Raw genomic sequence first — 12,595 nt, 5'->3', positions numbered from 1 at the left:
CGGCGATCGGCGTCCGACGGCGGATGCCCGGCCCGGCACGACGTCCTACGCTCGGCAGGTGCCCACCCCGCCCGACGACCCGTACCGCGTCGACGCTGCCGCGGCTGCCGGACCGTCGGTGCCCGACCGTCGCCCGGCGGTCCCGACCCGTTCGCGGCTGCGGCACCTCTGGGGTGAGACGTGGCGGCTCGGTGTGGCGCTGTCGATGAGCATGCTCATCACCGGTGGGGTGGTCTACGAGAGCGAGACGGGCCAGCGCCAGATCGAACCGGAGCGCATCGCGCTCGACATCGTCATCGGGCTGGTCTGCCTCGGGCTCGTGCTGCTGCGCCGCCGTGCGCCCATGACGATCGCGCTGATCGTGACCGCCGCCGGCGCGGTCTCCGTCTTCGCGGCGGGGCCGACCGCGTTGGCCGTGCTGTCGCTCGCGACGCACCGGAGCTGGTGGCGCATCGCCGTGGTCGGCGTCGAGTTCGTGGTGGCGGGCTGGGTGTACGGGGTGCTGTACCCCGCCGCGGACAGCTTGGGCTGGCTGGTCGACGTCGGCGTCGGACTCCTCCTCTACGCACTGCTGGTGTGGATCGGCGCGTACATCGGGCTGCGCCGTGAGCATCTGGCGGGACTGCACGGGCGTCTGGCGACGGCGGAGCGGGAGCAGGCGAGCCGTGTGGCGCAGGCGCGCGCGAACGAGCGGGCCCGGATCGCGCGCGAGATGCACGACGTGCTCGCCCACCGCATGTCGCTGGTCGCCATGCACGCCGGGGCGCTCGCCTACCGGACGGACCTGCCGCGCGAGCAGGTCGCCGAGTCGGCGGCTCTCGTGCGGGACAGCGCGCACGAGGCGCTCGGCGAGCTGCGCGAGGTGCTCGGGGTGCTGCGTGGGCTCGACGGCCCCGGCCCGGACGAGGACGCCGGCCTCGCACCCGACCCCGAGCGCCCCCAGCCGACGCTCGCTGACCTCCCGGCGCTGACGAGCTCGACCACGGAGGCCGGCACCTCGGTCCGGCTGGTCGATCGCACGACCTCCCCGGACCGGCTGCCGACGGCGACGTCGCGCACCGCGTACCGCATCGTGCAGGAGGCGCTGACGAACGTGCGCAAGCACGCCCGCGAGCTGCCCGCGTCGGTGGAGCTGCGCGGCGCACCCGGCGAGGGCATGTGGATCACGGTGACCAACCCGACGGCGTCCTCGGGCGGCAGCGGGCCGCGGACGGAGGTGGGGCGCACGCCGGCCGCCGGCGACGTCGAGCCGATGGTGCCGCCGTCGGGCCTGGGGCTGCTCGGTCTGACCGAGCGGGCCGAGCTTGCCGGCGGCACCCTGACGGCACGCGAGACGGACGGCCGCTTCGTGCTGCGCGCATGGCTACCGTGGGCTGCATGACCGAGTCGATCTCCGTCGTCGTGGTCGACGACGACGCGCTGGTTCGTGCAGGGCTGGGCCTCATCCTCGGAGGCGCGCCCGAGGTGCGCGTCGTGGGTGACGCCGGCGACGGGGACGACGGCGTGGAGCTGGTGCGGCGTGCGCGCCCCGACGTGGTGCTCATGGACATCCGGATGCCGCGGGTGGACGGGATCGAGGCCACCCGGCAGATCGTCGCGCAGGGCGATCCGGCGCCGCGGGTCATCGTGCTGACCACATTCGACGCCGACGACATGGTGCTGCGCGCCCTGCGTGCTGGGGCCGCCGGGTTCCTGCTGAAGGACACCCCGCCGGACCGGCTGGTCGCGGCGGTCCGGGCGGCGGCGGCCGGCGAGCCCACGCTGTCACCGTCGGTGATGACCCAGCTCATCGAGCAGGTCTCGGGCCAGACCGCCGGTCCGAGCAGCGGTGGGCGCCACGTGGTGCGGCGCCGGATCGCGACCCTGACCGACCGGGAGCGGGAGGTCGCCGGCGTGCTGTCCCAGGGGCTGTCCAACGCGGAGATCGCGGCAGAGCTGTACCTGAGTGTGCCGACGGTGAAGACGCACGTCTCGCGGATCCTCGACAAGCTGGGTGCGTCGAACCGGGTGCAGGCGGCCATCGCGATCCACGATGCCGGCTCGCCCTGACCGACCAGCGCCTGGCCTCGCGGACCGAGGATCCGACCTGTCACCTCGGGAGGAATGGTGGCGCCGCGGCTGTCGTCAATCACGCTGGGCGTGATTCTCACGCCTTGCGTGATTCGCTCCTGGCGTGCCGTCGCTCGTGTCGCTCAGGTCGCTCCCGGCATTCAGGCTCCCGGGGCGCCGAAGCACTCGTCGGCGTCTCGCCGCCGGGGATCCCGGTGCATCGGTCACCAGACGCGGAGCCCTGGCCGGGTAGGGGCTTCCGTGACCAGGTCCGCGACACGGCAGCCGAAGAGCTGGGCGAGGAGACCTATCTCGTCGAGGGTCCACGCCACCTGGTCCCGGAATCTCGCCGAGACCGCGGTGCGGGACAGGCCGAGCTCGATCGCGAGCTGCTGCTGGGACAGGCCGCGGCGGGCGGCCTCGAGGCGGACGGCGCCGGCAGCCACTCTTGCGAGACCGTCGGCGCAGAGCCGTGGCCCAGGGCGCCGGCGCGGTGGGTCGAAGATCTCAGGTGCGCCGCCGGGTCCGGCTTCGGCGTCGTCGATGTCGACCGCGAGGTGGTGGTCAGGTGCAGGTCTGCTGAGTCGTCGCATGCGGGCAGTGTCCCGGCCCGCCGTGCCCCGAAGGAGTTTTCCACAGGGTGCCCCGCGCACCGCGGACGCTCAGAGCCGCTCGCGCAGCCACGCGATGTCGGTGCCCACGTCACCCTTGGTCTCGCAGATCACGGGGGCACCGGCTGCCTCGACGACGCCGACGAGGAGCTCGGGCGGGATGTTCCCCACCCCGAAGTTGGTGTGCCGGTCCGCCCCGGAGCCGGCTTCGTCGCGCGAGTCGTTGGCGTGCACCAGGTCGATGCGGCCGGTGATCGCCCGGACGTCGGCGACGGCGCAGGCCAGGTCGAGACCGCCCGCCCAGGCATGACAGGTGTCGAGGGTGAAGCCGACGTTCTCGGCACCGTCGGCCTGCTGCACGGCCGCCCAGAGCTGCTCGATCCGCTCCAGCCGCCGCGCCATCGAGTGGTCGCCGCCCGCGGTGTTCTCGATGAGGACGGGGACGTCGGTCTCGAGCGCGTCGATCGCCTTGCGCCAGTTGTCGAAGCCCTTCGCCGGGTCGTCCTTCGCTGTCACGTGCCCGCCGTGCACCACCACGCCCTGGGCGCCGATCTCCTCGGCCCGGGTCATCACCTGCTGCAACAGCTTGCGGCTGGGGATGCGGATGCGGTTGTTCGTCGAGGCCACGTTGATGACGTAGGGGGCGTGCACGTAGACGTCGAGGCCCGCCGCCGTCGTCACCTCGCGGAACGCCGCGGCCTCGCCGTCCTCGAGCGGCGGCACCTTCCACGCCTGCGGGTCCGAGACGAACACCTGGACGACGTCCGCGCCGATCGCCGCCGCATCCGCGACGGTGTCGGCGAGGCTCACATGGGCACCGATCTTCACGCTCATGGGTTCAGCGTAGGGCGAGGGTCCGACGGCGCGCCGCGGCGCGGTCAGTGGCCGCCCCGGCATCGCGCTGCTACTTTGCCCGCAGTCGACCGACCGGCCCGGATCCTCGCGCAGGGGTTCGACCACCTCTGCTCGGCACCTTCTGAGGAGGAGACCGCCATGGAACCGGACGACCTCTACGTCGACGACCCTGCCTTCGACGACTTCGACCCCGCCTTCGACCCTGGCCTCGTCGGGGGGAGCGATGCCTTCAGCGGGTTCTTCGGCCTGGTGATCGTCCTGATCGTCGTGGTAGTCGTCGTCAGCATCGTGATGTCCGTACGCCGCGCGAAGACCCTCCACGACGCCGGCGTCGACCCGCTCGACCCGCAGACCGACCTCCAGGTGCGTATGGCCCGGCGGCTCGGGTCGTCGCCAGACCTGGCGAGCACGGTGCCGAGGACGCCAGCGCCCGCACCCGCGCCCGAGGTGCGCCTGGCGGAGGTCGACCGCCTGCACCGCGCGGGCACCATCAGCGACGCCGAGCGGGATGCGGCACGCCGGCGCATCCTCGACGCCCTCTGACGCCGGCGCCCTCTGACGGCGCCCTCTGACGCCGGCAGAGGGCGCCGCCGACGGTCAGTAGCCGGAGCCCGCCCCGGCGGTCTCGGTGATCTCCGCACCGTCGGGCGCCACGACCCACCAGACGTCTTCGACGGCCTGGCCCGCGACGTCGCCGGGAGCCTCGTCGCCCACGAACAGGTACACGGGGCGCCCGTCGAGCGTGACCTGCAGCTCGCCGTCGTTGCCGGTGATCGTGCCGACCTCGGCGGTGACGCCGTCGACCTGCGGGTCCTCGTCCTGCGCATGGACCGGCGGCCAGTTGATCAGGCACTCGTCCTCGCAGACGCTCACCCCGGAGCCGGGCTCGTCGGGGGTGAAGTAGTAGACGGTCATGCCCTCGCCGTCGACGACGATCGTCCCGAGCTCGCTGTCCGTCGTGGCGAGGACGGCGTCACCCATGGGCTCCGCCTCCGTGGTTTCCTCCGTGGTGGTGTCCGTCGCGCCGTCGTCCGCCGCCTCCTCCGTGCCGGAACATGCCGCCGTCGCGGCGAGCAGCGTGGCGGTGGCCAGTGCGGTCGTGATCCTGGCTGTGCGTCGCATGAGTCTCTCTTCTCCTCGATCAGGTGGGCCTGCTCCCGGTACGACGGGACACGCCGGTGCAGAGTTCATCGCGAGGACCGATTGAACCTCGGCGGGGGCTGTCTCGTCGTGCAGGGCGACAGGCGTCCTCCGACCCGGGGCGACGCCGTACCGCGACGAGCAGGGACGAGGTGGGCACCGTGCGGACAGCGGTGAAGGTGGCGATCGGGGTCGGAGCAGCCGTCGTGGTCGGGGGTGCGGCCGTGGTGACCGTCGGGCCCGGGCTGTACGCGGACTGGGCGAACAGCCTCGCGGCCGACGCCCCGGCGCTCACGGCTCCTGAGCAGGTGACGGACGCCGACGCCCTCGCGGACGTGGACGGCGACTGGACCGTCGCCACCGGTTCGTACGCCGGGTACCGCGTGCACGAGGTGCTGCGGGGCCAGGACGTGGACGTCACCGGGCGGACCGACCCGGCGTCGGACGACGTCACCGGTGCCCTCACCGTTGCCGAGGGTGTCGTGACCGCGGCCGAGATCGAGGTCGACGTCGCGCGGATCACCACCGACCAGCCCCCGCGGGACGCCTACTTCCGCGATAGCGTCATGGAGGTGGGCACGTACCCGACGGCGAGCTTCGAGCTCACCGACCCGGTGCCGCTCGAGGCGGCCGGGACCGACGTCGCGCTGACCGGGGACCTGACCCTGCGGGACGTCACCCGCGAGGTCACGGTCACCGCCCAGTTCGCGGTGGCCGATGGCGGCGCGCAGGTCGTCGGCAGCGTCCCGGTGGTCTTCGAGGAGTTCGGCGTCGAGGCACCGTCCCTGGGCTTCGTCGAGGTCGAGGACACGGGCAGCGTGGAGTTCTCCCTCGAGCTCCAGCCGCAGGGATGACGCCTCCGTGGCCACCGACGAGCAGCTCCTCGAGGCGATCCACACCGAGCACTCGGCCGCGTTGTACCGGTACGTCGCGCGGCTCGTGCGGGACGACGCCGGCGCGCAGGACATCGTCCAGGAGTCGCTGCTGCGGCTCTGGCGCCATCCCGAGGTGCTCGAACGGTCGGGGGAGTCGGTGCGTGCCTGGCTCTTCACCGTGGCCCGCCACCTCGTCGTCGACCAGGCGCGCAGCGCCCGGCACAACCGGGAACGGACCACCGACCAGGTGCCCGAGGTCCCCGAACCTGATGCGACGCAGTCGGTCCTCGACGCCTGGCTCGTCGCCGACGCGCTGGTCGAGCTCTCCGCCGAGCACCGCGCCGTCGTCGTCGGTGCGTACTACCGGAGCCGCACCGTGGCCGAGCTGGCCGCCGAGCTGGGCGTGCCCGTCGGCACCGTCAAGTCCCGTCTGCACTACGCGTTGCGAGCACTGCGACTCGCCCTGCAGGAGAAAGGAGTGACGTCATGACCTCCGCCACCGGGCGGTCCGGGCAGGATCCGGACCCCTACCTGACCTGGGACGCCGCCTATGTCCTGGGGTCGCTCGGCCCTGCCGACCGGCGCGAGTACGAGGCGCACCTGGCCGCCTGCGAGGCGTGCCGCGAGGCGGTCGGTGAGATCGCCGGCGTACCGGGGATCCTCGGCACGCTCCCGGCCGATCAGGCCACCGCGCTGCCGGGCGAGGCGACCTCCCCGACGCCGAGGGCCGACGTCGTCCCGCTGAGCACGCTCGCCCGCTCGGCGCGGCGCTCGCGGGTGCGCCGTCGGTCCCTCGCCGCGGTCGCAGCCGCCGCGCTCGCCGTCGGGGGCGTCCTGACGGGCATGTCCCTGGACGGCGGCGCGGCGGTGGACCCGCCCGTCGTCGCCGAGACCGCGGACGTCGAGGTCGAGCTCGAACCGGTCGGCGCCACGGACGTCTACGCCAGCCTCACGGCCACGGCGCGCCCGTGGGGCACCCTCCTGGAGTGGAGCTGCCGGTACGGGACCGTGCCGGAGGGCTACGAGGCGCTGACGTACGAGCTGGTCGTGGTCGACAGCGCCGGTGACAGGACGGTCGCGGCGACCTGGGGCGCGTCGGGCGACAGCGCCCAGGGTCTGCGGGCGGCGTCCGCGGTGGAGCTGACCGACGTCGTCCGCCTGGAGATCGCCGTCGTCGGCGGGGCGGAGCCGCTGGCCTCCGCCGACGTCTGAGCACCCGGCAGCCAGGTGGGTGACCGCAAGGCGGACGCAAACTATGTCTCAAGCGGGGATCGGCTTAGTCTCTAGGGCGTGAGCGACAACTACGGACAGCAGAGCCCGAGCACGGGCGCGATCGAGCGTGTCGTCGCCCGGCACGAGATGCCCGACCCGTTGCGCGACGACATCCGCCTCCTCGGCGGGCTGCTCGGCACCGTGCTGCGCGAGGCCGGCGGGCAGGACCTGCTCGACGACGTCGAGCGCCTGCGTGAGCTGACCATCCGCGCCTACGGCGTGGACGACGGCGGAGCGAGCCTCACGGAGGCCGCGGAGGTCGTCGCGGGGTTCAGCCTTGAACGCGCCGAGCAGGTGGCCCGCGCCTTCACGTGCTACTTCCACCTGGCGAACCTCGCCGAGGAGTACCACCGGGTGCGCGTGCTGCACCAGCGCGAGTCCGAGTCGGGCGCCGCGATCGCGGAGTCACTGCCCGCGGCGTTCACGCAGCTCACGGAGGAGGTCGGCCGTGAGGAGGCCGTGCGCCGTCTGGGCGAGCTCGAGTTCCGCCCGGTCCTGACCGCGCACCCCACCGAGGCCCGCCGTCGTGCGGTCTCCGGCGCCGTCCGGCGCATCTCGTCCCTGCTGGCCGAGCGCGACACGATGCGTCCCGGTGGCACGTCGCGCACCGAGAACGAGCGGCGCATGCTCGCCGAGATCGACACGATGTGGCGCACGTCCCCGATCCGGGCGTCGAAGCCGACCGTGCTCGACGAGGTCAAGACCGCCATGGGCGTCTTCGACGCCACGATGTTCAGCACGTTCCCCGAGGTGTACCGCCGGCTCGACGACTGGCTGCTCGACGGTGAGGCCGGGGCGCGGGCGCCGATCGCCAAGCCGTTCGTCTACCTGGGTTCCTGGATCGGCGGCGACCGGGACGGCAACCCGAACGTGACCGCGGAGGTCACGCGTCAGGCCGCCACGCTGGCTGCCGAGCACGCGCTGACCGCCCTGGAGGAGGCGGCCCGCACCACGGGCCGCAAGCTGACCCTCGAGGAGGCGAGCACCCCGGCGTCGGCGGAGCTCAAGGCGCTGTGGCAGCGGATCCGCCAGCTCTCGGACGACCTGGCCACGGCCGCCGCCGCGGACTCGCCGAACGAGCCGCACCGGGCGGTGGTCCTCGCGATCGCCGGCCGCATCGCCGCCACCCGCTCGCGCGACGCCGACCTCGCCTACCAGCGTCCGGAGGAGCTGGTGGCCGACCTGCGCATCGTGCAGTCGTCGCTCGTCGAGGCGGGCGCTCAGCGTGCGGCGTTCGGCGATCTGCAGAAGCTCGTGTGGCAGGTGCAGACCTTCGGGTTCCACCTCGCCGAGATCGAGGTGCGCCAGCACTCCCAGGTCCACGCCGCCGCGCTCGAGGAGATCGCCGAGAAGGGTGTCCACGGCGAGCTGAGCGACCGCACGCGCGAGGTGCTGGACACGTTCCGCGCGCTCGGTGCCGTGCAGAAGCGCTTCGGCGAGCGCGCCGCCCGCCGCTACATCGTCTCGTTCACGCAGGCGCCGGAGCACATGGCCGCCGTCTACCAGCTCGCCGAGCTGGCGTTCGACGGCTCGGACGACGCACCGGTCATCGACGCGATCCCGCTGTTCGAGACCTTCGCGGACCTGGAGAACTCGGTCGACATCCTCGAGGCGATGCTCGAGATGCCGCAGGTGCGCAAGCGCCTGGACCAGAACGGTCGCCGGGTCGAGGTCATGCTCGGCTACTCCGACTCGTCGAAGGACGTCGGACCCGTCGCGGCGACGCTCGCGCTGCACTCAGCCCAGTCGCGGATCGCGGAGTGGGCGCAGCGGCACGGCCTCACGCTGACCCAGTTCCACGGCCGCGGTGGCGCTCTCGGGCGCGGTGGCGGCCCGGCGAACCGCGCGGTGCTCGCGCAGCCGCCCCACTCGGTGGACGGCCGGTTCAAGCTCACCGAGCAGGGCGAGGTCATCCTGGCCCGCTACGGCGACCCGACGATCGCCGCGCGCCACATCGAGCAGGTCGCCGCGGCGACGCTGCTCGCCTCGGCACCCTCGACCGAGAAGCGCAACGCCACGACGGCCGAGCGGTTCTCCGGTCTCGCCTCGGCGCTCGACGCCACGTCGCGCGCCCGGTTCCACGGGCTGGTGAGGTCCGAGGGCTTCCCGCAGTGGTTCGCCGAGGTCACCCCGCTGGAGGAGGTCGGCCTGCTGCCGATCGGCTCCCGCCCGGCCAAGCGCGGCCTGTCGGTGAACTCCCTCGACGACCTGCGCGCGATCCCCTGGGTGTTCTCCTGGTCGCAGGCGCGCATCAACCTCGCCGGCTGGTACGGCCTGGGCACGGCGCTGCGCGAGTTCGGGGACCTGGACGAGCTCCGGGCGGCGTACCACGAGTGGCCGCTGTTCGGCACGCTGCTGGACAACATCGAGATGTCGCTCGCCAAGACCGACGAGCGCATCGCCGAGAAGTACCTGGCGCTCGGTGACCGCGACGACCTCGCCGCGATGGTCCTCGACGAGCTGCGCCTGACCCGCGAGTGGGTTCTGAAGATCACCGGCAACGAGTGGCCGCTGGCCAGCCGGCGGGTGCTCGGCCGAGCCGTGCAGCTCCGGTCCCCGTACGTCGACGCACTCTCCCTGCTGCAGGTGCGGGCGCTGCGGGCGCTGCGCACGCAGGGCGCCAGCGAGGGCTTGACCGTGGACGACGGCGAGTGGGTCGACGGCGGGTACAAGGACCGCTGGCGGCACCTGCTGCTGCTCACCGTGAACGGCGTGAGCGCCGGCCTGCAGAACACGGGCTGATGGTCTGCCCCGGACCCAGCGTGTGTTGTGGGCGCGATTTCTGGCCTGTTTCGTCCCTATTTGGCGGACAGAACGGGCCAGAAATCGCGCCCGCAACGATCGGTGGTCGTCGCGCCCAGCACCGGACTCATCGGTCGGGTAGGGACCTCAGCACCCGGTCCACGCTGGACCGGATGCCCCAGCGCTCGGCGAGGGCATCGAGCGCGGCCGGATCGTGCGGTGCGCGAGGCAGCGTGTCGTCGAACGTCCCGACGGGGGCGTCCGCCGCGACCCGGACGACGGCGGGGGCCACCGCCAGGTAGTCCGCCGCCTCGGCGAGCTTCGTGCGCTGGGTCGGGGTGACGCCCTTCGCGCCGGTGGCTGCGGCCTCGAGCACACCGTCCAGCGAGCCGAACGTCGCGAGCAGCTTGGCCGCGGTCTTCTCGCCGATGCCGCGCACCCCGGGCAGCCCGTCCGAGGGGTCGCCGCGCAGGACCGCCATCTCGGCGTACGCGGTACCGGTGGGCACGCCGTACTTCTCGGCGAGCCGCGCCTGGTCGACCAGGTCGGGGTCGCGCACCCCGCGGGCCGGGTAGAGGATCGCCACCCCGGCGGTGTCGTCCACGAGCTGGAAGAGGTCGCGGTCGCCGGTGACGACGGCGACCTGCGGGCCGGTGCCCGACGGTGGGGCCGGAGTGCCGGAGAGCTCGCGCGCGACGAGCGTGCCGATCACGTCGTCGGCCTCGAACCCGGGCGCGCCGACCCGGGCGATGCCGAGCGCGGCCAGGACCTCGACGATGACGGGCACCTGGGGGACGAGGTCGCCCGGCACCTCCTCGACGTCCGGGCCGTCGTCGCGGCGCTGTGCGACCCGGTGCTCCTTGTAGGAACCGATCGCGTCGACCCGGAACGCGGGGCGCCAGTCCTCGTCCCAGCACGCCACGAGCCGGTCCGGGCGGTGCTCCGTGATGAGGAACGCGATCATGTCGAGCAGGCCGCGCACCGCGTTGACCGGTCGGCCGTCGGGAGAGCGCAGGGAGTCCGGCAGCCCGAAGAAGGCCCGGAAGTAGAGCGACGCGGTGTCCAGCAGCATCAGGCGCATGGTCCCAGCCTGCCAGGTGGCACCGTCACGAGCCGAGCAGGGACCCCACCAGGGCGATCCCGACGACGACGGCGAGCACCGACACCAGGAGCGTGCTCAGCACGTGCAGGACCGCGGCCACCACCCGTCCGCCGCGCAGCATGGTCACCGTCTCCAGGATCGCCGTCGAGAACGTCGTGAACCCGCCGCAGAACCCGAAGACGAGCACCAGCTCCCAGCCGCCAGACCGTCCCGCGGCGACGAGCCAGCCCGCGACGACGCCGATGAGCAGCGAACCCACCGCGTTGACGAGCCACGTCCCCCACGGGAACCCCTCGGGTCGCCGGGCCTTGATGGTGTCCGCGACCCAGAACCGGGCGGCGGCACCGAGCCCGCCACCGAGTCCGACGAGCAGCGCGCCGAGCAGCCCGCTCATCGTGCCCCCGCCCGCAACAGGCGACCGAGGGTGCTCGGCGGGGTGCGGTTGCCCACCAGCACACCCAGCAGCGCGGCGAGCATCCCGACCAGCAGGGTCGTGGCGGCATAGGCGGCTGCCAGCGCCCAGGCGCCGTCGTCGAGGAGGCCCGTGAGCTCCAGCGCGAGCGAGGAGTAGGTGGTGAACCCGCCGATGACTCCCGTGCCGACGGGCAGCCTCAGCCGCCGCAGCCTCGTGGTCTCCGGCCCGCGTCGGGCGACCGCCTCGAGCAGCCAGCCCAGCAGGAAGGCCCCGACGACGTTGACGGTGAGCGTCGCCCACGACCAGCCGCCATGCTCGTGCGGGAGCAGCAGGGCCAGGACCCAGCGCAGCACCGAGCCGACGGCACCACCTGCCGCGACGAGACCGATCAGCACCGGATCGCGGTGCGGGGGGCGGTCGCGGGGGGTCACCAGAGCATCATGCCGCAACCTCCGCGGACGGTGTGGTCGCGCTACCTCGGGGTGATGTGCTACCTCGCGGGCTCGGTGGGCAGGCGGTCCGGCAGCCCGAACCGTGGGAACCACGTCGCCGTGTCCAGGAACGTGGTGATCCCCGTGATCTGCCCCACGCCGTCGTCCTCCAGCACCACGAGACCCCACGGGGTCCAGCCGCCGTCCGGTGCCGGCCGGTACTGCCCGAACGCCATGGAGCCGTTGGCCCGCACCCGCAGGCACCGGGAACCCCGGCATCCGTGCCCGGGGCCGAGCATCCAGCGGGAGATCTCCTGCGGCCCGGACACCCACAGCGTGTACGGCGGCATGTTCAGCACGGCGTCCTCGCGCAGCAGCGCGACGAGCGACTCCATGTCGTAGCGCTCGAACGCGTCGAGGTACCTCTCCAGCAGGTCGTCGTCCACCTGCCCCCAGCGGGCCTCGTCACGTTCCAGCGCCTTGGCGCCGAGGGTGGCGCGCGCCCGCTGCAGCGCGCTGTTCACCGAGGCCACCGTCGTGTCGAGGAGGGTCGCGGTCTCGGCCGCCGACCAGCGCAGCACCTCGCGCAGCACGAGGACCGCCCGCTGCCGCGGGGGCAGGTGCTGCAGCGCCGCGACGAACGCGAGGCGCACCGACTCCCGCCCGACCGCCATCTGGGCCGGGTCCCCCTCGCGTGGCAGGACGGCGTCGTCGGGCACCGGCTCCACCCAGCGCTCCTCCGCCAGGGTCTCACCGAAGTTCTCGATCTCGGCCGGCTGCGGTCCGCCCAGACCCATCGGCCGTTCGCGACGCTTCGACGACCCCAGGACGTCGAAGCACACGTTGGTCGCGATCCGGTACAACCACGACCGCAGGGAGGACCGCCCCTCGAAGCGGTCGTAGGCGCGCCAGGCGCGCAGCATCGTCTCCTGCACCGCGTCGTCGGCGTCCCCGGCCCCGCCGAGCATCCGGTAGCAGTAACCGGTGAGCTCGCGCCGGTACACCTCCAGCCGCGCGCCGACGTCGGGCTCCGCGCTGACATCCGGCGGCTCGCCGACGTGAGGGGTCACCATCTGTGCCATGCCTCACACGGTAGGACGAGC

The 12,595-nt window shown here is 73.1% G+C and carries 14 protein-coding genes; 7 read left to right on the top strand and 7 right to left on the bottom strand.

The window, feature by feature from the left end; translation table 11 throughout:
- Positions 1–58 precede the first annotated feature (58 nt).
- The gene (locus PZC42_RS19645) at positions 59–1,381 is read left to right on the top strand and encodes a sensor histidine kinase (RefSeq protein WP_277213585.1); all 1,323 of its coding nucleotides are present in this window, start codon (positions 59–61) and stop codon (positions 1,379–1,381) included.
- The gene (locus PZC42_RS19640; protein ID WP_277213584.1) at positions 1,378–2,049 is read left to right on the top strand and encodes a response regulator; all 672 of its coding nucleotides are present in this window, start codon (positions 1,378–1,380) and stop codon (positions 2,047–2,049) included. The genes PZC42_RS19645 and PZC42_RS19640 overlap by 4 nt, the downstream gene beginning before the upstream one ends.
- Positions 2,050–2,273: 224 nt before the next feature.
- Here the strand turns inward: PZC42_RS19640 and PZC42_RS19635 are convergent, their stop codons facing one another.
- Positions 2,274–2,642: a helix-turn-helix transcriptional regulator gene (locus PZC42_RS19635; RefSeq protein ID WP_277213582.1), complete on the bottom strand. Its 369-nt coding sequence runs from the start codon at positions 2,640–2,642 to the stop codon at positions 2,274–2,276.
- Between the two features lie 69 nt (positions 2,643–2,711).
- Complete coding sequence (locus PZC42_RS19630; protein ID WP_277213580.1) at positions 2,712–3,494, bottom strand: deoxyribonuclease IV; 783 nt, start codon at positions 3,492–3,494, stop codon at positions 2,712–2,714.
- Between the two features lie 159 nt (positions 3,495–3,653).
- On the opposite strand from PZC42_RS19630, the gene PZC42_RS19625 reads away from it, so the two are divergent.
- Positions 3,654–4,058 carry a hypothetical protein gene (locus tag PZC42_RS19625; RefSeq protein WP_277213579.1) on the top strand — a complete coding sequence of 135 codons (405 nt, stop codon included), beginning with the start codon at positions 3,654–3,656 and terminating at the stop codon, positions 4,056–4,058.
- Between the two features lie 54 nt (positions 4,059–4,112).
- Here the strand turns inward: PZC42_RS19625 and PZC42_RS19620 are convergent, their stop codons facing one another.
- Complete coding sequence (locus PZC42_RS19620) at positions 4,113–4,637, bottom strand: COG4315 family predicted lipoprotein (RefSeq protein ID WP_277213577.1); 525 nt, start codon at positions 4,635–4,637, stop codon at positions 4,113–4,115.
- 179 nt (positions 4,638–4,816) lie between these two features.
- Here PZC42_RS19620 and PZC42_RS19615 point away from each other — a divergent pair, with 179 nt between their 5' ends.
- From PZC42_RS19615 to PZC42_RS19600, 4 genes are all read left to right on the top strand, one after another.
- On the top strand, positions 4,817–5,509 hold the full coding sequence (locus PZC42_RS19615; protein ID WP_277213575.1) for a YceI family protein: 693 nt from the start codon (positions 4,817–4,819) through the stop codon (positions 5,507–5,509).
- A 7-nt stretch (positions 5,510–5,516) separates the two neighbouring features.
- Positions 5,517–6,020, top strand: a complete 504-nt coding sequence (locus PZC42_RS19610) for a sigma-70 family RNA polymerase sigma factor (RefSeq protein ID WP_277213573.1) — start codon at positions 5,517–5,519, stop codon at positions 6,018–6,020.
- The gene (locus PZC42_RS19605; protein WP_277213571.1) at positions 6,017–6,742 is read left to right on the top strand and encodes an anti-sigma factor family protein; all 726 of its coding nucleotides are present in this window, start codon (positions 6,017–6,019) and stop codon (positions 6,740–6,742) included. The genes PZC42_RS19610 and PZC42_RS19605 overlap by 4 nt, the downstream gene beginning before the upstream one ends.
- Positions 6,743–6,889: 147 nt before the next feature.
- Positions 6,890–9,544, top strand: a complete 2,655-nt coding sequence (locus PZC42_RS19600) for a phosphoenolpyruvate carboxylase (RefSeq protein ID WP_277213645.1) — start codon at positions 6,890–6,892, stop codon at positions 9,542–9,544.
- Between the two features lie 127 nt (positions 9,545–9,671).
- On the opposite strand, the gene PZC42_RS19595 is transcribed toward PZC42_RS19600, so the two are convergent.
- From PZC42_RS19595 to PZC42_RS19580, 4 genes are read right to left on the bottom strand one after another with little or no spacing between them, the layout of a single operon-like run.
- Positions 9,672–10,625 (bottom strand): 5'-3' exonuclease, encoded by a 954-nt coding sequence (locus PZC42_RS19595; protein ID WP_277213569.1) that lies wholly within the window; start codon positions 10,623–10,625, stop codon positions 9,672–9,674.
- A gap of 25 nt (positions 10,626–10,650) precedes the next feature.
- Positions 10,651–11,040, bottom strand: coding sequence for a fluoride efflux transporter CrcB (crcB, locus tag PZC42_RS19590; protein WP_277213567.1), 390 nt, complete (start codon positions 11,038–11,040; stop codon positions 10,651–10,653).
- Positions 11,037–11,492 (bottom strand): fluoride efflux transporter FluC, encoded by a 456-nt coding sequence (locus PZC42_RS19585; protein WP_277213566.1) that lies wholly within the window; start codon positions 11,490–11,492, stop codon positions 11,037–11,039. Before PZC42_RS19585 ends, crcB begins: the two co-directional genes overlap by 4 nt.
- A 59-nt stretch (positions 11,493–11,551) precedes the next feature.
- Entirely contained in the window at positions 11,552–12,574 is a 1,023-nt protein-coding gene (locus PZC42_RS19580; RefSeq protein ID WP_277213564.1) for a sigma-70 family RNA polymerase sigma factor, read from the bottom strand.
- Positions 12,575–12,595: the final 21 nt, after the last annotated feature.

This window comes from Isoptericola croceus (assembly GCF_029382255.1).
GTDB classification, from domain to species: domain Bacteria; phylum Actinomycetota; class Actinomycetes; order Actinomycetales; family Cellulomonadaceae; genus Isoptericola; species Isoptericola croceus.
This window is presented reverse-complemented; position numbering and strand designations above follow the sequence as displayed.